Source organism: Peribacillus sp. GL_122 (genome assembly GCF_057835005.1).
In genome coordinates this window covers 4216052-4242082 of sequence record NZ_CM174415.1, presented here as the reverse complement: position 1 = coordinate 4242082, position 26031 = coordinate 4216052, and the positions used below count along the sequence as shown (strand labels likewise).

Genomic DNA, 26031 nt, shown 5'->3' with positions numbered 1-26031 from the left:
GCCATCATCTATTCTTTGAAAAACTTTTCTCTATGTTATACTTAAGGGAGAATCCACCAATTCTGTACATAGGAGGCTTGATGCATGGAATTCACGAACCGGGAAATAAAACTTTTGAATGAAATTAGTGAATGGCAGGAAAAACTTTATCAATATGAGCCAACGGATCTGGCTGCATTGTATGATAAATGGTTGGAGCAGGGGTTTGCCCTGCTTCCGGAAAACATCCAACAACAGTTTTTTGACAAGCTTGATACTTGGCTTTTTCATTTGCATGCCATGGTTCAGAGCTCACAAGTTCAAATAGATGCAAGAGAGCGGATTTTAGCATCTGCGCGCGTGTTTAATGAAGAAATCGAAACGTTGAGTGATTTGAAACACCTATCGATCGATCAGTTGAATTACATAGCCAATCAGCATATCGCTAAGCATCGCTTATATTCATTTGCACAAGGCGGGATGAGCGGATCAGGAGGCCTGCTTCTGCTAGGGAGCGATATTCCGGCCATGACGGTCATCAATGTCAGGATCGTACAGCTGATTGCGATGTCTTATGGTGTTGAGGTGAATACACCGTTTGAAATGATGCTGGCCCTTAAGGTATTCAATGCAGGAGCGATGCCAAAGAGGCTCCAAGGAATAGCTTGGGAAGAATTGATCCGCGAGGTCCAGACCGCAGAAGATGATTATTTTTATTTAGGAATCGAAGAACTGACAAACCCTACCTGGATGGAACAGCCGCTGAAGCAGCTGTTGAAAGCATTATCCATTACTGTTTTCCGAAAAAAACTGGTTCGGGGCATACCGTTCATCAGCATGGCCATAGGGGCTGGGTCCAATTATCAAATGACCCGGAGTGTCAGTGAATTTGCCCAGAAGTTCTATCAGTACCGTTATTTACTTGAGAAGAAGGCTGATGAAGAATGAGTGTCAAGAATCATAAAAACGCCATCACGGAGGCAGTTCGCTGCATGGTGATAACCGTCAGCGATACGCGAAATGAAGAAACGGATAAAAGCGGAGCACTGATGATGGAATTGCTGAAGTCGAAAGGACATGAAGTGACGGATTATGTAATCGTTAAAGATGAGCGGAAAGCGATTCAGGATGCGGTCAATTCCGGTAGCCAAAGCAGCACGGTCGATGTCATATTAACAAATGGAGGCACTGGCATCGCCAATAGGGATGTGACGATCGAGGCGGTCAAAGAGTTGATGACCAAGGAAATTCCCGGTTTTGGCGAGATTTTTCGAATGCTCAGCTATCAAGAGGATATCGGGTCTGCCGCCATTCTATCCAGGGCGATTGCCGGAGTCGTGAATAACAAAGCGGTTTTTTCCACCCCAGGCTCTTCAGGGGCGGTTAGGCTTGCGATGAATAAATTGATTCTCCCGGAATTGGGACATGTCGTTGGTGAACTTCGCAAGGATTTATAAGAGGGATGCAAAAAAAGCCACAGTTATAAACTGTGGCTTTTTTTGCATGGAATAGGCCTTAATTATGCATCTTTTCAGTTACGCCTTGATTGGCACGATACCATAGCCATAAATCATTGATGATGGAAGCAAGTTCCGCAATTTCGGAATTGAGCTGGCATGATTTGGTGAAATTACTCTCATCGGAGAGCCGAAGCTGCTTTCGGTTAATGGTGGATTCCAGTTCCTTGATGCGGTCCGGGATGCTTCCACGGATATTCTCCCAATGTACGAGTATTTGCTGTTGCTCGCCTTTTGTATATTCATCCCACTCCTGATTTATATCGGGAATTGAGATGCCAAGCCGTTCATCATGGATAAATAGTTCTTTCATATGCCCTCCGCTTTTCGATTTATCATACTCCTAGTTTACTATATTCTCGCGTAAGCATCCAATGTGTAAATTCCCAGAAATATTAGCGAATTATTTAGCAAAATGTTTGAAATACTACTTGTATTCCATTAATAAAGATGATAAAGTACTAATCATAGATTGAATAAAAATAACAAACGATGAATTTTTATTCACATGAAAGGACGATGAAAATGAAAAATCAAAAAGTTGTTTTAGCATATTCCGGAGGTTTGGATACTTCCGTTGCAATTAAATGGTTACAAGATCAAGGGTACGAAGTTGTGGCATGCTGCTTGGATGTCGGTGAAGGGAAAGATTTGGACTTCATTAAAGAAAAAGCGATCACTGTCGGTGCGGTAAGTTCCTATGTCATTGATGCGAAGGACGAATTCGCTGATGAATTCGCATTGACGGCTCTTCAGGCACATACTTTGTATGAAGGGAAATATCCATTGGTATCAGCTTTATCACGTCCGCTGATCGCGAAGAAATTAGTGGAAGTGGCTGAAGCGGAAAACGCGGTAGCCGTTGCGCACGGTTGTACGGGGAAAGGAAATGACCAAGTGCGTTTCGAAGTATCCATCTCCGCCTTGAACCCTAATTTGCAAGTTCTTGCACCTGTTCGTGACTGGAAATGGTCTCGTGAAGAGGAGATTGAATATGCAGCGAAAAATGGCATTCCCGTTCCGATTGGCATGGCGAGTCCATTCTCGATTGACCAAAACCTTTGGGGAAGAAGTAACGAATGTGGAATCCTGGAAGATCCATGGGCAGCTCCGCCGGAAGAGGCATATGATTTGACTGCAAGCCTTGAAAGTACGCCAGATACAGCTGATATCATTGAAATTGGTTTTGAACAAGGTGTGCCGGTTACATTGAATGATAAAAACTATAAATTGGCTGACCTGATCGTCGAGTTGAATCAAATTGCCGGCAAGCACGGAGTTGGACGTATCGATCACGTTGAAAATAGATTAGTAGGAATCAAATCGCGTGAAGTCTATGAAGCTCCTGGTGCAATGACATTGATTGCTGCACATAAAGAACTTGAAGATATCACGCTAGTAAAAGAATTGGCTCACTTCAAACCGGTGATCGAGAAGAAAATGACTGAATTGATTTATGAAGGACTTTGGTTCTCTCCGCTTCAAAAAGCTTTGGCTGCATTCCTGAAAGAAACACAAGTGAATGTAACCGGTACGGTCCGTGTGAAACTATTCAAAGGTCATGCGATTGTTGAAGGAAGAAAATCCGAGTACTCCCTATATGACGAAAAATTGGCTACTTATACAAAAGCTGACGAATTCGATCATGATGCAGCAGTTGGATTCATTAAGTTATGGGGACTTCCAACGAAAGTGAACAGCATGGTCACTAACAAGAAGGTGACAGTGTGAGCAGCAAGCTTTGGGGAGGAAGATTCACGAAATCTGCCGAAGAATGGGTAGATGAGTTTGGAGCTTCCATTTCCTTTGACCAGGAACTTGTCCTTGAAGATATTCAAGGCAGTTTAGCTCATGTAACCATGTTAAAGAAATGCAGCATTTTACCTGAAGAAGATGCGGATCAGATCATTGCGGGTCTGAAAACTTTACAGGAAAAAGCTGAGAAGGGTGAATTGACTTTTAAGGTTGAGATGGAAGATATCCATCTTAACCTGGAAAGTATGCTAATAAGCGAAATCGGTCCAGTTGGCGGAAAGCTTCATACAGGAAGAAGCCGTAATGACCAAGTTGCAACCGACCTTCATCTGTATATGCGTAACCAAACGAAAGTGATTCTGGAACTCATCAATGATTTGCAAATGGCGATTTTGGGACAATCCAAGAAAAATGTGGAAACACTAATTCCAGGTTATACACATTTGCAGCGTGCACAGCCCATTTCATTTGCCCACCATTTAATGGCTTATTTTTGGATGCTTGAGCGTGATAAGCAGCGTTTCACCGAGAGTTTCAAAAGGATTAACATCTCTCCATTGGGTGCCGGGGCATTAGCTGGGACTACTTTCCCGATTGACCGTGCCCTCAGTGCCGAGTTATTGGGGTTTGAGGGAATTTACGAAAACAGCCTTGATGCGGTGAGTGATCGTGATTTTGCCATTGAATTCATGAGCAACAGTGCGACAATGATGATGCATTTATCCCGTTTCAGCGAAGAAATCATTCTCTGGTCAAGCCAGGAATTCCAATTCATTGAATTGGATGATGCATTTTCTACGGGAAGCAGCATCATGCCGCAAAAGAAAAACCCTGATATGGCGGAATTGATCCGTGGTAAAACAGGACGGGTTTATGGGAACCTAACGGGGTTATTGACTGTTTTGAAAGGACTGCCGCTTGCTTATAACAAAGATATGCAAGAAGATAAAGAAGGCGTTTTTGATACGGTTAAGACCATTGTTGGTTCACTTAAAATATTTGCCGGCATGATTTCAACGATGAAAGTGAAAACAGAAGTAATGGAAAAAGCAACAAAAAATGACTTCTCGAATGCGACGGAATTAGCTGATTACCTGGCTTCAAAGGGGATGCCTTTCCGTAAGGCGCACGAAGTGGTCGGGAAGCTTGTATTGTTCTGTGTCCAGAATGGCTGCTATTTAGTGGACCTAAGCATTGAACAATTCCAGGAAGCTTCCGAGTTGTTTGAACAAGATATTTATGATGCATTAAATCCTTATGAGGCCGTTAAACGCCGTAACAGTGCGGGCGGTACAGGTTTTGCCCAAGTATTGCTGGCGATTGAAAAAGCGGAAAAACTTGTAAGTGAATAACAGGAAAAAGCTCGTTCACCAATTTGGCGAACGAGCTTTTTATCATTTTCTTTTATCAATTCGTACGCACGATCATTACATCACATTTTGAATGGCGAACGATGCCTTCCGACACGCTGCCGATGAGGAAACGTTCGACTGCATTTAGGCCTGTTGCACCGCAAACAATTAAATCGATTGAATGCTTTTTCGCTAAATCCCTTGGAATTTGAACTTTAGGAGAACCATATGCAACTTCTGTTTGGACCTTTGCAATCCCGGAGGCAATGGCTTCCGTTTTATACTTGTCCAATAGCTCATTGGCAAAGGTTTCAGAGTGATCACGGATAGTCATATCATAAGCTTCGACAGTAGGGAAATTCCTTGTATCCACGATATGTGTGAGCACAAGGGTAGCGTCACTGAGTTTTGCTAAATAGATTGCCTTTTTTAGGGCCCACTCTGCTTCTTCCGAACCGTCCACTGCTACAAGAATATTTTTATAATCTATACTATTCAAGTGAATCTCCTCCTTCTATTATATTCCTATTATACTATGTTTTACCTAATGGATCTGATTTCAATTGTAACAAATTAGCGAATGTTTTAGCCAATGATCTGGAAATCGCAAAATGAAAAAATGATTCAAACCTTAATATGTGATGTGAAAAATATAAATGAAATATATCAAAGCATGCAAAAGCAAGTATAAATATAATGCATAGTTTAATATTCTTGAGAACAGCATAATAAAGGAAAATCAAAATTAGATTTATAACCATTTCAAGGCTTGGCTTTTCTCTTCTATTATAGTGTGGTTATGTCAGGGGTAAATGAATATGAATCAAGGTTCACCACTGAAAGATGGTTAAATGATGATGAAGGAGGAGTATATCTGGTTCGGAGCGATTAGTTGAAATGAATTTTGAATAATAAATACCCCCGTCTTAAATGAAGGCGGGGGTATCCGGGTTTCGATATATTAAATGGTTAACACATCATCACCTTATGATTTGCAGGCTCTTCGGGAATTTGGTCAAAACTTCACAGCCGGTATCGGTGATCAGTAGATCATCTTCAATCCTGACGCCGGCAACATTTGGAACATATATGCCAGGTTCGATGGTATAAACCATTCCGGATTGAAGTTCAAGCGAATTCGTTTCAGTCAAGGATGGATACTCATGGACGCTGATCCCAAGTCCGTGCCCGAGCCTGTGCGGGAAGAATTCACCGTATCCTTTATTCCTGATGATGTTTCTGGCAGTCAAGTCTACCTCGGAACAGGATATACCAGGTTTACTGGCTGCAACGGCAGCTTCTTGTGCTTTAAGTACAGTTTCGTATATTTCTGCCTGTTTATCATTGATATCTCCGTAAGCAACCGTTCTAGTGATGTCAGAGCAGTACCCTTCATGAACGACGCCTAGGTCAAAGAGGACAAGGTCACCGCGCTGAACCTTCGTGTTCCCGGGTGTGCCATGTGGGGAAGCGCCATTTTTACCAGTCAGGACCATGGTGGAAAAAGACATTTGGCTGACGCCGGCCTTTTTCAATTCGTATTCTATCGCTGCAAGGATTTCCATTTCCGTTTTACCCTCATGAATTTCGCTGACACCCACTTCGATCGCAAAGTCGGCAAGTCGGCATGCTTCACGGATTTTGACCATTTCATCTTCCGATTTGATCATTCGCATCCTTTGAAGTTTTTCTTCTGCGGAAACAAGCTTTGGTGCTCCGAAGCATTGTTGGACCTTTTCATAACGTTCTACATTCATATGCTCTTTTTCAATGGCCATTGTATTAATAGTTATCCCGCGATTCTTCACTGCTTGCTTAACTTTTTCCCAAGGATTTTCAATGTCGGTGTAACCGATGATATCTCCAGCCCATCCTGCCTGTTTAGCATCCGGGACTTCCATCTGCGGGCAGACAAGGAATGGGTCGGCATTTGCAAAAGTCGCAAGTGCTAGCAGTCTTTCATGTGGATCACTATAAAAACCGCTCAAATAGAAGATGCTCTCTGTAGATGTAAGTAAAGCGGCTTCTGCCTCATTGGCCTGTAACCAATTTTGTAGTTCTGTCAAACGTTCATTCATGACGATACCTCCATTAATAAGATATAATTACCTTAGCAATATTTAAAAGTATAGTAAATGGGAAAGGCCTAAGAAAGCTACTAAAAAAAATTAGTGGGTATGGGAAGGGAGCATCAAAAATGAAAGTATCTTTTCATGGACATGCAGTTGTAAAAATAGAAACGAATGGTAAAACGATTTTAATCGATCCATTCATTACTGGAAACGAATTGACCGATTTGAAGGTAGAAGATGTGAAACCGGATGTGATCATCTTAACACATGGCCATAATGACCACGTCGGTGATACGGTTGAATTGGCCAAAAGGCATGATGCACTTGTCATCGGCATTGCAGAAATTGCCGACTACCTGGGTGCTCAAGGAGTTAGGACCCACGGGATGAGCATCGGCGGAGCTTTCGAGTTCGATTTTGGAAAAGTGAAACTGACGCCAGCTTTCCATGGAACGGGATTCAATAACGGAGAGGGGCAAATCATTTATTTAGGAATGCCTGCTGGCGTATTGCTTATGTTAGAAGGGAAAACGATCTATCACGCAGGGGATACAGCGGTATTTTCCGATATGAAACTGATTGGGGAGAGACATCCGATTGACTTGGCATTCTTGCCAATCGGTGACAATTACACCATGGGGCCTGAAGATGCAGCACTTGCTGCGAAATTCCTTCAAGCCAAACAAGTCGTGCCGATTCATTACAATACTTTCCCTGTCATCAAACAGGATCCTGACAAATTCATCGACTTGCTTGAAGAGGGAAATGGACTGATCATGGAAGCCGGGGATGAAATAGAATTTTAATAGGAGCGGGAGCCTGCAGGGGCTTCCGTTTTTTTGTGTAACGTGTTGGCATAGCCGACCGAATTGACTGATTCTCCGTTCAGTATTGCCTTTTACGCAGATGATTCCAGCAATGGAAAGTAAAGTCTCGTTCTGCAGCCAAGTCTTTTTTCCTTTCACAGGCATAAAATGAATAGATGAGAAAAAAGGGGGGATTGGATGAAACAGAGATTATTGCTGTGTTTGCTTTTATGCGGTGTGATGCTGTATTATGCCGTGCCGCGTTTGTCGTTGGAAAGTGGCGGTCTGGAGAGTCTGTTTGCGGGATCCTGGCTGTTGTTTGCATTGTTGGCGGTAGCTGGAAACTTGACGGGCATACTATATTCTCCTAAGAAACAAAAGGTAAAACGCAAGCTGGAATACAAAAGGTTGCGCCAATACTAGTAGTTGTTTGATAAACTAGGCTCTTTGACCTTATAATGGGGAATAGGAATACCGTGAAAAGGGTGAAGCGCTTGGCTACAAAGCATGAACAAATATTAAAACATATCGATGGGCTCCCTGTTGGCGAAAAGATTTCCGTCCGTCAAATTGCGAAAGCATTGAATGTTAGTGAAGGTACGGCATACCGGGCAATTAAAGAGGCGGAGAACCAGGGCTACGTGAGCTCGATTGAGCGGGTAGGCACGATCCGTATTGAGAAAAAGAAAAAAGAGAATATTGAAAAGCTCACTTTCGCAGAAGTAGTCAATATTGTTGACGGACAAGTTCTTGGTGGGAAAACGGGACTTCATAAGACATTAAATAAATTCGTCATCGGGGCGATGAAGCTGGATGCCATGATGAGATATACAGGGGCAGGAAACCTGCTGATCGTCGGGAACCGTACACAGGCCCACGAGCACGCGTTAAAAGCGGGTGCTGCGGTGCTGATCACCGGGGGATTCGATACGGAAGAGCCCGTTAAAAGGTTAGCCGATGAATTGGAGATGCCAGTCATCTCAACGAGTTACGATACGTTTACCGTCGCAACGATGATCAATCGGGCGATCTATGACCAATTGATCAAAAAGGAAATCTTGCTGGTGGAGGATATTTTGACACCCGTACAGGAAACGACCTTTTTGACTGTGGGTGACCGGGTTCAGACTTGGCATGAACTGAATCAGGAATCCGGGCATAGCCGTTTCCCTGTTGTCGATGACAATATGAAGGTTCAAGGAATGGTCACATCAAAAGATATCATCGGACAGGAAGAGCTGACGCTCATTGATAAGGTGATGACGAAAAACCCGATGACCGTAGGCGATAAAATGAGTGTGGCATCTTCTGCACATATGATGGTTTGGGAAGGGATTGAGTTAATCCCGGTCGTGAATGACAGCCATATCCTAAAGGGAATCGTGAGCAGGCAGGATGTGCTGAAGGCACTGCAAATGAGTCAAAGGCAGCCACAGGTCGGCGAAACGATCGACGATACGATTACAAGCCAGCTTGTAATGACTTCGAATCGTGGCAAGGGCGAGGAAGTGTATAACTATGGCGTCACTCCGCAGATGACCAATTACCTTGGGACCATTTCAAGCGGTGTGTTCACGACATTGGTCACCGACTCAGCAAACCGTGCACTTCGAAGCTATAAGCGCGGTGACTTGGTCGTGGAAAACATGACGATCTACTTCATCAAGCCAGTCCAGATCGACAGTACGCTTGAAATCCACCCGCGTGTCCTTGATGTAGGACGTAAATTCGGAAAAGTGGATGTCGAGGTGTTTAACCAAGGCAAACTTGTCGGCAAGGCGATGTTGACTTGCCAATTGCTGGACCGATCATGAAAAATAAAAAGGATAATCGAAATTCGATTATCCTTTTTGGTTTGCAGCTTCTTCGATTGCATGTGGCAAATAAAATTTATACATTTTATAGCCACCCCAAACACTGAATAGGCCAACGAAGATGAAAACGGCAGCAATGATATAAGTGATGGTCGTGTGGAATAGAAAAAGCTGATTGATTCCGAATAGTGCGACAAACGCACCGAGGGCGATGGAAGACTTCCCAGAAATCCACTTTTTCTCCATCGGCATCCTGGTTCGGACCGATTTGATTTTATAAAACAGATAGACCCCTAGCGAAAGAACGATCAAGGTGACAAGAATAGGCATCGTTTGAAATTCCCCCAATTTAACATATGTACCTTTTTATTGTAGCGGGAAATGAAAGAGAATGCCACAGTTAACAAGATGAGTCTTCCTATTTCCCCAATTTTTTGATTAAATGAAATATATCATCTTTATAAGGCTCGATAATACATATGTTAAGGGGAGATCTATATGAAAGCTGAAATATTAGCAGATATAAAGCGTTATGATACTATCATTCTCCATCGTCATGTCCGTCCAGATCCGGACGCTTATGGTTCACAGGGGGGATTGGCGGAAATCCTGAAAGCATCTTTCCCAGAAAAGCGAATTTTTACGGTCGGGAAAGAAGAACCGTCGTTGAATTACTTAAGAAGGCTCGATGTGATTTCGGATGAAACATATCAAGGTGCTCTGGTCATCGTTTGTGATACCGCAAATACGGACCGGATTTGTGATGCAAGGTACACGACGGGTGATAAACTGATTAAGATCGATCATCATCCTAATGAAGATCCATATGGGGATATGCGTTGGGTCGATACATCGGCAAGTTCAGCAAGTGAAATGATTTATGAGTTTTACCAGTTCGGTAAAGAACAGGGCTTGAAGATGAGTGATGAAGCGGCACGCCTTCTATATGCAGGCATTGTTGGCGATACAGGTCGTTTCCTATTCCAGAATACGACTGAAAAGACATTTGCCTATGCCAGTGAATTGATTAACTATTCGTTCTCCCGCCCGCAGTTATATCAGGAGATGTATGACGTCGAGGAAAGCATAGTCCGGTTGAATGGCTATGTGTTGCAGCATTTTGAAATCCTTCCATATGGCACAGGGAAAATGATCATCACAAAAGATATACTTGAACAATTCCAGGCTTCTACATCTGAGGCATCTCAGCTCGTTTCCTCGCTCGGTTCGATTAAAAATGTTAAGTCATGGGTCTTTTTCATTGAAGAGGATAAAGAAATCAGAGTCCGTTTCCGTTCTAAAGGTCCGATCATCAATACGATTGCCCGTAAATATAACGGAGGAGGCCACCCGCTTGCAGCAGGGGCTTCGATTCATTCTTGGGATGAAGTGGATAATATCCTTGCCGACATGGAAGAGTTGAATAAATCGGAATGAAAAAAACTTAAAGACCAAATCGCATATGATTTGGTCTTTAAGATTTAGTGGATATTATTAAGAAGTAGTCCTTTTTAGTTTGATTTCAATATTCATTTTCGTATAAAACATGATCTCGACGACTTCAAGTCGATAGCGCTTTTTATTGATGGTAACGATCTTATTTTCGATGGATTTTTTCAAAAGCAGCTTTCCGTCATAGACACTGGCGACATCTTTGGCAAGAAGAGAGGAAAGGTCGTCCTCGATCACATCCTCGGCTTCTGCAATACTCAGCCGATCCAGACTGTATTTTTCATTCGTAATGGTTACTTCCACTTCCTGAATCGTCAATATCTCCTCGTTTTTCTGGTTCAATTTTTTATAATCCTGCTCCCAAATTGCGATTTTCCCGTTTAAATCCTGTATCATTTCACTTTGTTCGTGAAGGGTCCGGATCTGCTTCTCCTGCTGGACACCATGCATATAAAAGAAAATCACCCAACTGATCAATCCGCCAAGTGCGGCTCCGGCAAAGAAGCGCTGCCAGGTGGGAGACCGGTGATAGGGAGGAATCCTCATGATGAAATATGCTCCTGCGTGAACCAGTTTATGATCAGTGCTCCTGTCTGTGCTCCGCCAAGTGCAGATAGAATCAATAGGACCTGCTTGACTATATCCTTCGTTTCCCCGTGGAAAATACCGCGTTCGAAATTATAAACCATATCAAAAGTACCCCCGATTGCAGCGACAATCGCCCAAATACGAAGGCTGTCCGACAGTCGGAATACAGTCGTCATCGGGGCTTGTCCAGTAAAAAAAGCGGCGAGGCCCCCGATTATCGAGCCGCCAAGTAATACGCCAAGCGATATGAAAAAGCTGTTGATGAAGGCTGGAACAAAGGCTTCATTCATATATCATCATCCTTTTTTTCTTGATATTCTTCTATTCCATTTATATGGGAAGTTCAGAGGTAATATGATAGTCGCCGGAAATCAGTAAGTTAAATTCCATTGGTAATGAGAACATATTTTCTTTTTTTGAAATAAACACTATAATGAAAAGAAACATGCCTTACAAAGGTGGGAGAAAAAACGTGTATACTCATCTCCATATTCAGAGCGGATACAGCCTGCTGACAAGTACGGTGAAGATCACTGAACTTGTGGCCAAAGCGAAAGCGGATGGCTGTACAAGTCTTGCCTTAACCGATCGAAATGTTATGTACGGTTCGGTCTATTTTTATAAAGAATGCAAGAGACAGGGGATAAAGCCGATCATCGGCATACTTGCAGATGTCCTTGATGAACGGGATTCGCCACATGGACTTCTTTTATTGGCAAAAAGTCTACAAGGATATCAAAACCTGCTTAAAATAAGCAGTGCCATAAAAACGAAATCCCCGTCAGGCATTCCAATGAATTGGCTTAAAGCCTATTCTCGGGGCTTGATAGCAATCACACCGGGTGCGGAGGGGCAAATAGAAACGCTATTGAGAGAAGAAAATCCTGAGGAGGCCAAACAGGCAGCGGGGCGATTTTTGCAAATTTTTGGTCATGATAACTTTTATGTATCCATACAGAGACTTTCGATCGCGAATGAGGAAAAAGGCAACGAAGCCATAAGTCAGTTGGTGAGAGATTTAGATATAAAGATTGTCGCGACGAATCCAGTCTATTATTTGAACGAAAGCGATGCACTCGCTCAAGAAGTCCTATTGGCAATTGGAAATGGCAACAAGCTGGCGGATGAGACGCATACGGTTCTTGAATCCGATCAATTTTATTTGAAAAGCCGGGCACAGATGGCAGAACTATTTCATGACAGACCGGATGCACTCGAAAATACACTGCATATTGCCGCGCAATGCAATCTGGAAATTCCATTTCACCGTTCACTGCTTCCTAAGTACCCGACTGAAGATGGAGTCACAGCCGAGGAAATGCTCGAAGCCATCTGTTTCCAAGGGCTGAAGAAAAGATTGCCGGAGCCATCCATTCAATATGAAGAGCGCCTGCGATATGAATTGGATATCATCACCAAGATGAAATTCAGCGATTACTTTTTGATCGTTTGGGATTTCATGAAATTCGCTAAGGATCATCAAATCCTGACTGGTCCTGGAAGGGGGTCGGCCGCCGGATCGATGGTCGCTTATGTGCTGTCGATAACGGATGTCGATCCAATCGAACATTCCTTGCTGTTCGAGCGTTTCCTGAATCCGGAACGTGTCTCGATGCCGGATATCGACATTGACTTTCCGGATAACCGTCGTGAAGAAGTGATTGCCTATGTCGCGAAGAAGTACGGGGAACTTCATGTAGCACAAATCATTACATTCGGAACATTGGCTGCCAAAGCTGCGTTAAGGGACACAGGCCGTGTTTTCGGCTTGAATTCAAAGGAACAGGAAGCGGTATCGAAAATGATTCCAGGCCGCCTGGGCATCACGCTTCCCGAGGCCTTCAAGGAATCGAAAAGGCTCAGGGAATTCGTTAATGAGAGTGACCTGAATCAAAAACTTTTTCAAACCGCTTTATTGCTTGAAGGGCTGCCTCGCCATGCCTCGACACATGCCGCCGGCGTCGTCATCAGCGATCAGGCACTGACCGAGCATATTCCGATTCAGGGGGGGCATGAAGGCATCCATCTGACTCAATATCCAATGGACCTTCTCGAAGAACTGGGACTTCTTAAAATGGATTTTCTTGGACTCCGCAATTTAACGCTCATTGATAATATTTTAAATAACATCAAAAAGGGAACGGGGAAAAAGCTCGACTTGTCCCATATCCCGATGGATGACCCCGAGACGCTAGCCCTTTTAGGGAGAGGCGAAACAACTGGAGTGTTTCAATTTGAATCGGATGGCATCCGAAAGGTTTTGATCAAGCTGAAACCGAACCGATTCGAGGATATCGTCGCGGTCAATGCCCTATATCGTCCAGGTCCGATGGAAAATATACCGCTGTTCATCGAGCGAAAACATGGACTGGCTCCGATTGATTACCTGCACGAGGATTTGAAGGATATCCTCGAGCCTACATACGGGGTCATCGTTTATCAAGAACAAATCATGCAAATCGCCTCCCGCTTAGCCGGGTTTTCATTAGGGGAGGCTGACCTGCTCCGTCGTGCCGTTTCGAAGAAGAAGAAGGATGTTCTGAATCAAGAGCGGCAGCATTTCGTGAACGGCTCATTGAAACAAGGATACTCCGAAAAAACGGCAGATGAGATTTATTCCTTGATCGTCCGCTTCGCTAACTATGGATTCAACCGAAGCCATGCAGTGGCGTATAGTTTCATCGCTTATCAGCTGGGTTACTTGAAAACCCACCATCCGGAATATTTCATGGCAGCACTCCTGACATCGGTCGTCGGGAATGATGAAAAGATATCGCAATATATCCGTGAAGCCAAAAAGAAAGGGATAATGGTTCTGAGTCCCTCGATTAACCGGAGCGGTTACCCGTTTTTACCGGAAAAGGAAGGGATCCGTTATAGCCTTGGAGCCATAAAAGGGATAGGCGGTACGGTCCTAAAAGAAATCTTTGCTGCACGGAGGCAGAAGAAGTTCGCTGATTTATTCGATTTCTGTTTGCGCGTTTCGGGAAAAATCGTAAATAGAAAAGTGTTGGAGGCGCTTGTGCATTCAGGTGCATTTGATGAATTCGGTGAGGACCGGGCAACATTGTTGGCGAGCTTGGACGTAGCGATCAATCATACTGAATTGGTTAATCCAGATGATGACCTATTCGATATGTTTTCCGATGGCGAGTTTTCACTCAAACCGAAATACAACCGTGTCGAGCCTATCCCTATCGAGCACAAACTCTCATTGGAAAAAAGCGCATTGGGGCTTTATCTATCGAATCATCCGGTGACAAGCTATAGAGAACTTTTTCAGCACTTCGGCTGTTTGACCATAGATGAAGCTACCAATAAAAAGGAATCAAAAGTCTTGCTTGGCGCGTACATTACGTCGGTTAAAACCATAAGGACAAAAAAGGGCGATGTGATGGCTTTTTTGAGCGTTAGTGATGAAGAGGGGGATATTGAAGCGGTCGTTTTTCCAAATGTTTATAAAAATCACTCTGCCGACTTGAATCACGGACAACTCGTTATGTTGCAAGGAACATTGGAAGAGCGGGATGGAAAAACACAGCTCCTGATCAGGAACGTATACCCGCTTGAAAAAGTGAAGCAGATGAAAGAGGAAAGAAACGGAACGATATTCCTGAAAATCGAGGCTGGTAAGCAAACGAAGGATACACTGCAAAAAATAAAAAAAATTTTAATGCAGCATAGCGGTGAAACGAAGGTCATGCTTTTTTACGAGAGGGAAAACCGCTATGTACAGCTATCTTATTGGGATTGGGTCAATCCTACAGATAGACTGATGCAGGCATTATTTGACTTGGTCGGAAAAGGGAATGTGGTTTACAAGAAAGAATAACTGTTTTACAACTTTAATAGTTATGTTATATTGAAAACAGGCCGCTGTGGTCTGACCACTAGATTTCAGCATATAAGATATGGGATACCCAATTTGGTTTAGGAGTGAAACTATGACATTAAGAGAAGAAGCTTTACATATGCACCGCTTGAATCAAGGAAAATTAGAAACAGTTTCGAAAGTACCGGTAAGGAATGCAGTAGATTTAAGCCTGGCTTATTCTCCTGGTGTCGCAGAACCGTGTAAAGATATTTACGATAAGCCGGATACCGTTTATGACTATACAATGAAGGGGAATACTGTTGCTGTTATTTCTGATGGAACGGCTGTATTGGGACTTGGGAACATCGGTCCGGAAGCTGCCATGCCGGTTATGGAAGGTAAAGCCGTTCTATTTAAAAGTTTCGCTGGAGTTGACGCTTTCCCAATCTGTTTAAAAACGACGGATGTGGACAAAATTGTAGAGACCGTTAAATTACTCGAACCGACTTTCGGCGGAGTGAACTTAGAGGACATAGCCGCACCAAATTGTTTTGAAATTGAAGAACGACTCAAGAAAGAAATGAATATTCCTGTTTTTCATGATGATCAGCACGGTACAGCCATTGTTACTGTTGCCGGTCTTGTGAACGCGTTACGACTAGTGAATAAATCAATGTCAGAAATTAAAGTGGTAGCGAATGGAGCAGGCGCTGCTGGCATTGCCATCATTAAATTGCTTTATAGCTATGGAGTTCGTGACATTATCATGTGTGATACGAAGGGTGCCATTTATGAGGGCCGTTCGACAGGTATGAATGATACAAAAGAACAAGTGGCGAAAGTGACCAATCGAAATAAGGTTTCAGGACCTTTGGAAACTGTCATTCAAAACGCTGATGTATTTATAGGTGTTTCTGCTGCAGGAGCATTGACAAAAGAAATGGTTTCTTCGATGAACCGGGATGCGATCATTTTCGCGATGGCTAATCCAGATCCGGAAATCATGCCGGAAGATGCAAAAGCGGCAGGAGCCAAAGTTGTTGGAACAGGCCGTTCGGATTTCCCGAATCAGGTCAATAACGTCCTTGCTTTCCCTGGGATTTTCCGTGGTGCCCTAGATGTACGTGCGACTCATATCAATGAAAAAATGAAGGTTGCTGCAGTACAAGCCATTGCCGGTTTAATACAGGAACATGAGTTAAACGAAGACTACGTCATCCCTGCTCCATTTGATGAGAGGGTAGCACCTGCAGTCGCGGCTGCTGTTGCCAAGGCAGCGATGGAAACGGGAGTAGCTAGAATTAATGTAGATCCAGAGGAAATTAAAGAAAAAACAAGGAAATTAGCGATCATTGGAAAAAGTGAGGAATAATTAATTTGGCAGGTCGTACTTCTTCATCCAAAATTTATCTCGATGTCGTTGAGAGCCTACGTACCATGATTGAAGCGGACAGCCTCCTGCCGGGAGATAAAATCCCATCAGAACGGGAGTTATCGGATCGTTTTAATGTTGGCCGTTCCTCTGTCCGTGAAGCATTGCGTGCCTTAGAACTATTAGGGTTAATAGAAACAAGGCGTGGTGAAGGGACGTTTATCAGGGATTTCCAGGAGCATAAGCTAGTCGAGCTTCTGGGAACCTTTTTTTTGCAAGATAAAAAAGTACAAGAAGATTTGTCTGAGACGAAAAGGCTGATTGAAATTGACTGTTTGCGGATAGTCGCCTTTTTCGCTACGGCTGAGGATATTAAAAGATTAATGGTCTGGGTCAAAGCGGATGAGTTTCATGATGATGATTTCTTCTTAAGAATTGCCATTTTGAATCGCAATCGATTGCTGGAAAGAATTTGGCGCATTGTCAACAGCTATGCTAGAACATCAGAGATGGTACAGGGTAATGTGAAAAAAGAAGATTATCTGGCACTTCTTACATATTTGCTCGAACGTGATGAAGAAAAAGCCATCGAAACTTATCTTATTAGAATTAGAAATATGTCGAAGGACGAGTGACACCTTTTTACACGATACTAATTTCATTTCTGATATAGTTTGTACCAAGTATCATATAATAGATAATTGGTGGTAAAGGGAGGATTAAGCTTGCTTAAAGAGCTATTTGCGAAGTCTAAGAAGAAATATGCAACGGTTCCTTTAGATCGTGAGAAACAAGATGTACCGGAAGGAATCATGACAAAGTGCACCGGCTGTAAAAAAATCATGTATACAAAAGAATTGGTGAAAAACAAGAAAGTCTGTCTGCATTGCGGGTACCATCATCCGATGTCTTCCCATGAGCGCATCGAATTTTTATTCGACGCAGGCACTTTTAATGAATTTGATAAAGAAATGATTTCAGTTAACCCGCTTGAATTTCCGGATTACTTAGAAAAATTGGAAAAAGATAGAAAGAAAGCCAAGATTAATGAGGCGGTTGTCACAGGAGTGGGAAACATCAATGGGTACCAAGTTTCAACTGCCATCATGGATTCGAATTTCCGGATGGGAAGCATGGGATCCGTTGTTGGGGAAAAAATTACCCGTGCTATTGAACGTGCAGGTGAATTGAAGATTCCGTTCATCATATTTACGGCTTCAGGCGGCGCTCGGATGCAGGAGGGTGTTTTAAGCTTGATGCAGATGGCGAAGACAAGTGCGGCACTCAAGATATTCAGCAATGAAGGCGGACTGATCATTTCAATGATGACTCATCCTACCACAGGCGGGGTTTCGGCAAGTTTCGCGTCACTTGGCGATATTAATCTAGCCGAACCTGGAGCCCTTATTGGTTTTGCGGGACGAAGAATCATTGAACAGACGATTCATGAAGAGCTTCCTGAAGATTTCCAAACGTCTGAATTCTTGATGAAGCACGGCCAATTGGATGCGGTCGTCAAACGTACGGAAATGAAGGAAACCTTGACGACGATCCTTAAAATCCATGCCCCGGGCGGTGAGTGGTTATGATTTACGAATTAGAGTTCGAGCGTCCCATTACGGACCTTAGAAATAAGATTAAAGAGCTAAAGGCAATTTCGAAGGACGCTGATGTAGACTTAACAGCTGAAATCGAAACATTGGAAAAGCGTCTAGAGAAGCTGGAAGTGGATATTTATAACCATCTTAAACCGTGGGATCGCGTTCAGATTGCCCGGCATCCAGCCCGTCCGACGACGCTTGATTACATTCCGCTATTATTCAATGACTTCATCGAGTTTCATGGTGATCGTTATTATGGGGATGATGAAGCGATTGTCGCTGGAATCGCAGAATTTGATGGACTTGCCGTGACTGTCATCGGTCATCAGCGAGGTAAGGATACGAAGGAAAACATCCGTCGTAACTTTGGCATGCCCCATCCTGAAGGCTATCGAAAAGCTTTACGTCTGATGAAACAGGCGGAAAAATTCAACCGTCCGATTATTTGTTTCATTGATACGAAGGGAGCTTTCCCTGGTAAAGCTGCTGAAGAGCGCGGGCAAAGTGAAGCCATTGCGAAAAACCTTTTCGAAATGGCGGGGCTGAAGGTGCCGGTCATCAGTATTGTCATCGGTGAAGGCGGAAGCGGCGGTGCATTGGCACTTGGCGTCGGGGACCGAATTTTCATGCTTGAGAACTCAACATATTCGGTAATTTCCCCTGAAGGGGCTGCAGCCTTGCTGTGGAAGGATGCCTCTCAGGCTAAGAGGGCTGCGGAATCGATGAAAATCACGGCTCCCGATTTAAACCGCTTAGGAGTCATCGATGAGATCATTCCTGAAGTGAGGGGCGGCGCCCATCGGGATTCAAATTTACAGGCAGAAGCCATCAAGGATATCCTGAAACGTTCATTCAATGAACTTCTGCCATTGAATAGTGATGATCTTATCAACCAGCGTTATATGAAATTCAAGAAAATCGGTGAATATGAATTTGCAAAACAGCCTGAGGGAGAGCCTAAGGAAGTTGAACAGCATTCATAAACACATTTACAAAAGGGAAAACGTGCTGCCTTGGGCAACACGTTTTTTCATCCTTTCATGGGCACATATGTATTCATTACAGAAACGTGTAAAGAATATGGTTTGTGTGTAGAATGTAAACTTTTGCGCCATTTTACTTCAATTTCTGATGAGAATCGGTTAGGCTTATAACATCAAGTGAGCATGTTACTGCTTATTGAAGCTTGAAAAAGGGTACAATGATATAACGAGGCTAAAAATTGATTAGTGCTGTAGAGGGGTGACATTTATGAAAAGAATAGGTGTATTGACAAGTGGAGGAGATTCTCCTGGCATGAATGCGGCAGTCCGAGCGGTTGTCCGGAAAGCAATTTTTCATGAAATTGAGGTCTTCGGTATTTATCATGGCTATCAGGGACTGATAAATGGAAATATAAAGAAGCTTGAACTTGGGTCGGTCGGGGATATCATTCATCGAGGCGGCACGATGTTACATACGGCTCGCTGTCCGGAATTTAAGACGGGGGAAGGCCAGCTGAAAGCGATTGAACAATTGAATAAACTTGGTATCGAGGGCATTGTCATCATTGGTGGCGATGGTTCATACCGCGGAGCGAAAGCTTTAACGGAAAGGGGCTTCCCTTGTATCGGAGTTCCTGGAACGATTGATAATGACATACCGGGTACGGACTTCACGATTGGTTTTGATACGGCCCTTAATACAGTCATCGATGCTATCGATAAAATTCGGGATACGGCCACTTCTCATGAAAGGACTTATGTGGTTGAAGTGATGGGAAGAGATGCCGGCGATATTGCGCTTTGGGCTGGATTGGCTGGCGGAGCTGAAACGATTCTTTGTCCTGAATATGAATATGATATAGAAGATCTGATTGGAAAGCTGAACCGCGGACATGACCGTGGGAAAAAGCATAGTATCATCATTGTAGCTGAAGGTGTTGGAAGTGCCGTTGATATCTCCAGGAAAATTGAGGAAAAGGCAGGGTTTGAAACCCGTGTAACGGTCCTGGGCCATGTCCAGCGCGGAGGATCTCCTTCGGCAAATGACCGTGTATTGGCAAGCCGGCTTGGAGCAAAAGCCGTTGAACTGCTTCTTGAAGGAAAAGGAGGCAGGGCTGTCGGGATAGAACAAAATCAACTAGTGGATTATGATATCATTGAAGCTCTTGCTAAACCGCATACAATTGATAAGAAAATGTATGAATTATCTGCTGAGCTATCCATTTAATCATTATTGATAGGAATGTTTAAAGAAGACATAAAACACTGCGCCCCTGTCTTCAAAAGGTGGACAGGCGGCAGTTTTCCTTAAAGGAGGATGACAATATGCGTAAAACCAAGATTGTTTGTACGATTGGTCCCGCAAGTGAAAGTATAGAAAAGCTGGTTCAATTAATAGAGGCGGGGATGAATGTAGCACGGCTTAACTTTTCTCATGGAAATCATGAAGAACATGCCGTTAGAATACGCAATATTAGAGAAGCGAGCGAAAAAGCGGGTAAACAGGTTGCTATCCTGTTGGATACAAAAGGACCTGAAATACGGACAAATAATATGGAGAATGATTCCATAGAGCTTGTAGCCGGCAATGAAATCATTATTTCCATGAATGAAGTCCTGGGAACACCTGAAAAATTCTCCATTACCTATGAAGGGCTTCTGCATGATGTCCACCCAGGATCTAAAATCCTTTTGGATGATGGATTGATTGGGCTTGAAGTGTTGAAGATAGATAAGGTAAGAAAAGAAATCCATACCAAGATCTTGAATAGCGGTACACTTAAGAACAAAAAAGGCGTGAATGTTCCTGGGGTTTCGGTTAACCTGCCTGGCATAACGGAGAAAGATGAACAGGATATCCTTTTTGGAATCGAACAGGGTATCGACTTCATTGCTGCCTCATTTGTACGCAGGGCTTCCGATGTGCTTGAAGTTAGTGAATTATTACAGCAAAATGGAGCGGAACATATTCAAATCATCCCTAAGATCGAAAATCAAGAGGGTGTAGACCGTCTTGATGAAATCTTGGAAGTTTCAGATGGTTTGATGGTAGCACGTGGAGACTTGGGAGTGGAAATTCCTGCAGAAGAAGTGCCATTAGTCCAAAAACAAATGATCAAAAAATGTAATAATGCTGGGAAACCAGTCATAACGGCTACACAAATGCTCGATTCGATGCAGCGTAACCCAAGGCCGACCCGTGCAGAAGCAAGTGACGTGGCCAATGCCATATTTGATGGAACGGATGCAATCATGCTTTCTGGTGAAACAGCTGCTGGAACCTATCCTGTCGAAGCGGTGCAAACGATGCATAACATTGCTTCACGTGCTGAAACTGCCCTCGATTATCGGGATATATTATCAGTCAGAAGCAAAGTGAACCGTCATAATGTCACTGATGCTATTGGCCAATCCGTTGCCCACACCGCGCTTAATCTTAATGCCGGGGCAATCATCACCCCTACGGAAAGCGGTCATACGGCCAGGATGATTTCCAAATACCGCCCTAAAGCACCGATCATTGCGGTTACATCCAATGATCATGTTACAAGAGGGCTTGCATTGGTTTGGGGAGTCTATCCGCAGATTGGTCCAAAAGCAACGACTACCGATGAAATGCTTCAAACCGCAATAGATGAAAGCTTGCATTCCGGCTTAGTTTCCCATGGGGATTTAGTCGTCATTACAGCCGGTGTGCCTGTAGGTGAAACAGGTACGACTAACTTGATGAAAATTCATGTGTTAGGAGAGGTTCTTTTGAAGGCTCAAGGAATCGGCAGGAAATCAGCTAAAGGTGAAGTGGTTATCGCTAAGAATGCCAAGGAAGCTTTGGAAAAAGTGACGGAAGGCTCTGTATTGGTTACGATCGGTTCGGACCGCGAAATGATGCCGGCGATTGAAAAGTGTGCGGCCTTGATTACGGAAGAAGGCGGTTTGACAAGCCATGCAGCTGTTGTAGGAGTCACATTGGGCATACCGGTCATCGTTGGGGCGGAGGACGCGACCAAGGTTTTCAAGGATGGTCAAAGAATAACAGTCGATGCAGGTCGCGGAGTCATTTACGATGGACATGCCAACGTTTTGTAAAACGAAATTTTGGCTGATTCCGTGCCGATGAGGTAAGATGGATGTACCGCACCAGAAATGGGCTGTGCAGGAGGAATGTAGATGAAATATTTTTTAATGTTTATCATTGCGATGCCGGTCGTTGAAATTATTGTCCTTTTGCTGTCAGGCAACCTGATTGGTTTTTGGCCAACGCTGTTCCTGATTGTAGCCACAGGCTTGATCGGAGCATATTTGGCTAAACGGCAAGGGATGGAAACGTGGAAAAAGGCACAGGAACAGATTCGTTACGGAATGATGCCAGGAAATGAAATCATTGATGGAATCTGTATCTTTATCGGAGCTGCACTGTTGCTGTCCCCTGGGCTCATCTCGGATATCATGGGATTGATCCTTGTGTTTCCGCCAACCCGGAATCTCCTCAAACCGATTGTTATCCGGTTTATCATGAACAGGGTGAATAAAGGGAAAGTTACTATCATTCAGCATAAATAATATAAGGCTGTCTAAAGGCTTAAGCTTTTAGGCAGCCTTTTTTGGTCTGGAAAAAAGGTCAACAAAAGCATCCAAGTTTTTTATAGGGTGCTTTTTTTGATTAACAAATGGGAGTTTTAATGTTAATCGGATTTTGCCTGTTTCACCATTAAATGATGAATTCCACGAGAATGAAAAAGTGTATAATAACAGGATTTTTAAAGATTAACCCTTTGAAAACATTGGTAAATCAGGCTTTTCCACGCTTGAAAATCTTTTTTTAGATTTTTTAGAAAAAACTGGTGACAAATTTATACAACGTGTTATATAATACAAACAGGAAATAAAACAACTGTATTATAACATAAAAGAGTTGGAAAGGATGTGGAGAGGCAACATGATTACGGAAGCAAAAGGCTTACAAATTACAGGCAACATTAAGCCAGGATATGAACAAATACTTACAACGGAAGCTCTTCAATTCATCGAAAGAATTGAACGGCATTTCAATGAAAGAAGGGCAGAACTTCTAGAACGGCGGAAAAGCGTTCAGGAAGAACTGAATCAAGGTAAGCTTCCTGATTTCCTTGAAGAAACGAAGCATATTCGCGAAAGTGATTGGACGATTGCGCCCCTCCCGAATGATTTGCAGGACCGCAGGGTTGAAATCACTGGACCTGTTGATCGCAAAATGATCATTAATGCCATGAACTCAGGTGCCAATGTATTCATGGCGGACTTTGAAGATGCCAATTCACCCACTTGGGAGAATTGCATTGATGGCCAATTGAATCTGCGGGATGCAATCCGCGGGACCATTTCATTTAAAAATCCAAATGGCAAAGTGTATGAACTAAATGAAAGAACAACTGTCCTAAAGGTAAGGCCACGCGGCTGGCATTTGGAGGAAAAACATGTCCTTTTGGATGGACAGCCTATATCAGCCAGCATTTTTGATTTTGGACTGTACTTTTACCACAACGCAAAGGCGTTGGTCGAAAAACAAAGCGGTCCATACTTTTACTTACCAAAAATGGAAAGCCATCTCGAAGCAAGATTATGGAATGACATATTCGTATATGCACAGAACGATTTGAGAATTTCGCAAGGAACCATCAAGGCAACGGTCTTGATAGAAACGATTCTTGCTGCATTCGAAATGGACGAAATTCTGTACGAGCTGAAAGAACATTCGGCAGGCCTGAACTGTGGACGCTGGGATTATATCTTTAGTTTCCTGAAAAAATTCCGTCACTCGGATGATGTCATCTTCCCAGACCGGCAGCAGGTCACGATGACCGTCCCGAACATGAGGGCGTATTCCTTACTGGCAATCAAAACATGTCACACTCGTAATGCTCCTGCAATAGGCGGGATGGCGGCGCAAATTCCTGTTAAAAATGACCCGGTTAAGAACGATGAGGCTTTTGCAAAAGTAAAGGCAGATAAAGAACGCGAAGCAAGAGACGGTCATGATGGAACATGGGTTGCCCATCCAGGTATGGTAAGCACGGCAAAAGAGGTTTTTGACCTGCTCGTCCCAAAACCGAATCAAATTTTCCGAAAACGGGAAGATGTTCATGTAACAGCTCAAGAGTTGCTGGCTGTACCGGAGGGAACGATCACAGAGGCAGGATTAAGAACGAATATTAACGTTGGCATCCAATATATCGCCTCCTGGTTAAGCGGCAGAGGTGCGGCACCCATCAATAACTTAATGGAAGATGCTGCAACCGCTGAAATTTCAAGGGCTCAAGTTTGGCAATGGATCCGTCATCCAAAAGGCATTCTCGAAGATGGCAGGAAAATAACCAAGGAATTATTCCATCAAATCAAAGAAGAAGAATTGGCGGTCATTAAATCGGAAGTAGGGGAAGGAACTTTCAAATCAGGAAAGTTTGAAGAGTCTACTAAACTATTTGAACAATTGATTGAAGCGGATGACTTTGCAGATTTCTTAACGAATGCCGCATACGGAAAATTATCTTAATATTCAAAATATAAATTAGGAGGAAATAATGATGATGAATGAGAGAGCGCAAAAATTACAACAAAGCTGGGAAAATGACTCACGGTGGACTGGTATTAAACGTCCTTATACTGCCGAAGAAGTTATTAAACTAAGAGGTTCCATCGATATTGAACAAACATTGGCACGCCGTGGTTCTGAAAAACTATGGGATCTATTGAATACGGAGGATTTCATCAATGCATTAGGAGCATTGACTGGTAACCAAGCCATGCAGCAGGTGAAAGCTGGTTTAAAAGCAATCTACTTAAGCGGCTGGCAAGTGGCGGCAGATGCTAACATCGCAGGGCAAATGTACCCTGACCAAAGTTTATATCCAGCCAACTCCGTGCCGCAAGTAGTTAAACGCATTAATCAGACACTTCAGCGTGCAGACCAAATCAGCTTTGCTGAAGGAAAAGATGATATCGATTGGTTCGCTCCAATCGTGGCGGATGCTGAAGCAGGCTTTGGTGGTTCCCTTAACGTCTTCGAATTAATGAAAGGCATGATCGAAGCTGGAGCGGCAGGCGTTCATTTTGAAGACCAGCTTTCTTCCGAGAAAAAATGCGGTCACCTGGGCGGTAAAGTCCTTCTACCAACCCAAACGGCAGTACGGAATTTAGTTTCCGCCCGATTGGCAGCTGACGTAATGGGTACACCGACTATCTTGATTGCCCGTACGGATGCTGATGCTGCAGATTTGATCACCGATGATATCGATCCGGTCGATGCACCATTCATCACTGGTGAAAGGACTCCAGAAGGATTCTACCGCACGAATGCAGGTCTTGACCAAGCAATTGCAAGAGGCCTTGCTTATGCGCCGTATGCCGACCTTATCTGGTGTGAGACTTCTGAACCTAATCTAGCGGATGCTCGCCGCTTTGCCGAAGCGATCCATGCAGAGTTCCCGGGCAAACTGCTAGCTTACAATTGTTCTCCATCATTTAATTGGAAAGCGAAATTAAGTGATGAAGAGATTGCAAATTATCAGGTGGAATTGGGTAAATTGGGTTATAAATTCCAATTCGTTACACTTGCAGGATTCCATTCATTGAATCATAGCATGTTCAACCTTGCTCTTGGTTATAAAGACCGCGGCATGGCTGCATACTCAGAACTTCAACAAGCGGAGTTCGCTAGTGAGCCCGACGGCTATACAGCAACACGTCATCAGCGTGAAGTGGGAACTGGTTACTTTGATGAAGTGGCACAAGTCGTTTCTGGTGGAACATCATCCACAACAGCGCTTGCAGGTTCTACTGAAACAGAACAATTCGAGACGTCAAAATAATTTTAGCTTAAAAACAAAGATCCGCCTTGTACTCAAGGCGGATTTTTAAATGGAAATGGGTGAATGCTAATAGTGTATGGG

Annotated in this window: 24 protein-coding genes; 18 read left to right on the top strand and 6 right to left on the bottom strand. The window is 43.5% G+C overall.

Going from position 1 to position 26031, the window contains the following annotated elements:
* The first annotated feature begins 84 nt into the window (after positions 1-84).
* Complete coding sequence (locus AC3ISB_RS20500) at positions 85-927, top strand: EcsC family protein (protein WP_098369963.1); 843 nt, start codon at positions 85-87, stop codon at positions 925-927.
* Positions 924-1436: a MogA/MoaB family molybdenum cofactor biosynthesis protein gene (locus tag AC3ISB_RS20495; RefSeq protein WP_098369964.1), complete on the top strand. Its 513-nt coding sequence runs from the start codon at positions 924-926 to the stop codon at positions 1434-1436. Before AC3ISB_RS20500 ends, AC3ISB_RS20495 begins: the two co-directional genes overlap by 4 nt.
* A 58-nt stretch (positions 1437-1494) precedes the next feature.
* On the opposite strand, the gene AC3ISB_RS20490 is transcribed toward AC3ISB_RS20495, so the two are convergent.
* A complete protein-coding gene (locus AC3ISB_RS20490) occupies positions 1495-1809 on the bottom strand; it encodes a hypothetical protein (protein WP_480338522.1) in 315 nt (104 codons plus the stop codon).
* A gap of 212 nt (positions 1810-2021) precedes the next feature.
* On the opposite strand from AC3ISB_RS20490, the gene AC3ISB_RS20485 reads away from it, so the two are divergent.
* Both AC3ISB_RS20485 and argH read left to right on the top strand, forming a co-directional pair.
* Positions 2022-3227, top strand: a complete 1206-nt coding sequence (locus AC3ISB_RS20485) for an argininosuccinate synthase (protein ID WP_144526551.1) — start codon at positions 2022-2024, stop codon at positions 3225-3227.
* Positions 3224-4603: an argininosuccinate lyase gene (gene argH, locus AC3ISB_RS20480; RefSeq protein ID WP_144551124.1), complete on the top strand. Its 1380-nt coding sequence runs from the start codon at positions 3224-3226 to the stop codon at positions 4601-4603. The genes AC3ISB_RS20485 and argH overlap by 4 nt, the downstream gene beginning before the upstream one ends.
* 55 nt (positions 4604-4658) lie before the next feature.
* On the opposite strand, the gene AC3ISB_RS20475 is transcribed toward argH, so the two are convergent.
* Complete coding sequence (locus tag AC3ISB_RS20475) at positions 4659-5093, bottom strand: universal stress protein (RefSeq protein WP_141993998.1); 435 nt, start codon at positions 5091-5093, stop codon at positions 4659-4661.
* Positions 5094-5583: 490 nt separating this feature from the next.
* Positions 5584-6681, bottom strand: a complete 1098-nt coding sequence (locus tag AC3ISB_RS20470) for a M24 family metallopeptidase (RefSeq protein WP_480338523.1) — start codon at positions 6679-6681, stop codon at positions 5584-5586.
* A 119-nt stretch (positions 6682-6800) separates the two neighbouring features.
* Here AC3ISB_RS20470 and AC3ISB_RS20465 point away from each other — a divergent pair, with 119 nt between their 5' ends.
* The 3 genes from AC3ISB_RS20465 to AC3ISB_RS20455 all read left to right on the top strand — a co-directional run bounded on the left by AC3ISB_RS20465 (position 6801) and on the right by AC3ISB_RS20455 (position 9295).
* Complete coding sequence (locus AC3ISB_RS20465; RefSeq protein ID WP_098369969.1) at positions 6801-7481, top strand: metal-dependent hydrolase; 681 nt, start codon at positions 6801-6803, stop codon at positions 7479-7481.
* 198 nt (positions 7482-7679) lie between these two features.
* Positions 7680-7904 carry a hypothetical protein gene (locus AC3ISB_RS20460; RefSeq protein ID WP_098369970.1) on the top strand — a complete coding sequence of 75 codons (225 nt, stop codon included), beginning with the start codon at positions 7680-7682 and terminating at the stop codon, positions 7902-7904.
* A 71-nt stretch (positions 7905-7975) separates the two neighbouring features.
* On the top strand, positions 7976-9295 hold the full coding sequence (locus tag AC3ISB_RS20455) for a DRTGG domain-containing protein (RefSeq protein WP_137018167.1): 1320 nt from the start codon (positions 7976-7978) through the stop codon (positions 9293-9295).
* Between the two features lie 27 nt (positions 9296-9322).
* On the opposite strand, the gene AC3ISB_RS20450 is transcribed toward AC3ISB_RS20455, so the two are convergent.
* Positions 9323-9625 (bottom strand): YtpI family protein, encoded by a 303-nt coding sequence (locus AC3ISB_RS20450; protein WP_076364735.1) that lies wholly within the window; start codon positions 9623-9625, stop codon positions 9323-9325.
* A gap of 168 nt (positions 9626-9793) precedes the next feature.
* On the opposite strand from AC3ISB_RS20450, the gene AC3ISB_RS20445 reads away from it, so the two are divergent.
* A complete protein-coding gene (locus AC3ISB_RS20445; RefSeq protein WP_144526553.1) occupies positions 9794-10732 on the top strand; it encodes a DHH family phosphoesterase in 939 nt (312 codons plus the stop codon).
* Positions 10733-10789: 57 nt separating this feature from the next.
* Here AC3ISB_RS20445 and ytrI read toward each other — a convergent pair whose 3' ends face one another.
* The gene (gene ytrI / locus AC3ISB_RS20440) at positions 10790-11293 is read right to left on the bottom strand and encodes a sporulation membrane protein YtrI (protein WP_480338524.1); all 504 of its coding nucleotides are present in this window, start codon (positions 11291-11293) and stop codon (positions 10790-10792) included.
* Positions 11290-11625, bottom strand: coding sequence for a sporulation membrane protein YtrH (gene ytrH, locus AC3ISB_RS20435; RefSeq protein ID WP_098369973.1), 336 nt, complete (start codon positions 11623-11625; stop codon positions 11290-11292). Before ytrH ends, ytrI begins: the two co-directional genes overlap by 4 nt.
* A 182-nt stretch (positions 11626-11807) precedes the next feature.
* Here ytrH and dnaE point away from each other — a divergent pair, with 182 nt between their 5' ends.
* From dnaE to aceA, 10 genes are all read left to right on the top strand, one after another.
* Entirely contained in the window at positions 11808-15167 is a 3360-nt protein-coding gene (gene dnaE / locus AC3ISB_RS20430) for a DNA polymerase III subunit alpha (RefSeq protein WP_489274054.1), read from the top strand.
* 112 nt (positions 15168-15279) lie between these two features.
* Positions 15280-16521, top strand: a complete 1242-nt coding sequence (gene ystJ, locus AC3ISB_RS20425; protein WP_141993903.1) for an NADP-dependent malic enzyme — start codon at positions 15280-15282, stop codon at positions 16519-16521.
* A 5-nt stretch (positions 16522-16526) separates the two neighbouring features.
* The gene (locus tag AC3ISB_RS20420) at positions 16527-17156 is read left to right on the top strand and encodes a FadR/GntR family transcriptional regulator (protein WP_098369976.1); all 630 of its coding nucleotides are present in this window, start codon (positions 16527-16529) and stop codon (positions 17154-17156) included.
* 90 nt (positions 17157-17246) lie between these two features.
* Positions 17247-18110, top strand: a complete 864-nt coding sequence (gene accD, locus AC3ISB_RS20415) for an acetyl-CoA carboxylase, carboxyltransferase subunit beta (RefSeq protein ID WP_098369977.1) — start codon at positions 17247-17249, stop codon at positions 18108-18110.
* Complete coding sequence (gene accA / locus AC3ISB_RS20410) at positions 18107-19105, top strand: acetyl-CoA carboxylase carboxyl transferase subunit alpha (protein WP_098369978.1); 999 nt, start codon at positions 18107-18109, stop codon at positions 19103-19105. Before accD ends, accA begins: the two co-directional genes overlap by 4 nt.
* 268 nt (positions 19106-19373) lie before the next feature.
* Complete coding sequence (gene pfkA, locus AC3ISB_RS20405) at positions 19374-20333, top strand: 6-phosphofructokinase (protein ID WP_480338526.1); 960 nt, start codon at positions 19374-19376, stop codon at positions 20331-20333.
* Positions 20334-20431: 98 nt separating this feature from the next.
* Positions 20432-22192 carry a pyruvate kinase gene (gene pyk, locus AC3ISB_RS20400; RefSeq protein WP_480338527.1) on the top strand — a complete coding sequence of 587 codons (1761 nt, stop codon included), beginning with the start codon at positions 20432-20434 and terminating at the stop codon, positions 22190-22192.
* An 81-nt stretch (positions 22193-22273) separates the two neighbouring features.
* A complete protein-coding gene (locus tag AC3ISB_RS20395) occupies positions 22274-22666 on the top strand; it encodes an FxsA family protein (RefSeq protein ID WP_098369980.1) in 393 nt (130 codons plus the stop codon).
* A 376-nt stretch (positions 22667-23042) separates the two neighbouring features.
* The gene (aceB, locus tag AC3ISB_RS20390; protein WP_489274049.1) at positions 23043-24635 is read left to right on the top strand and encodes a malate synthase A; all 1593 of its coding nucleotides are present in this window, start codon (positions 23043-23045) and stop codon (positions 24633-24635) included.
* A 31-nt stretch (positions 24636-24666) separates the two neighbouring features.
* On the top strand, positions 24667-25950 hold the full coding sequence (aceA, locus tag AC3ISB_RS20385; RefSeq protein WP_098369982.1) for an isocitrate lyase: 1284 nt from the start codon (positions 24667-24669) through the stop codon (positions 25948-25950).
* Positions 25951-26031: the final 81 nt, after the last annotated feature.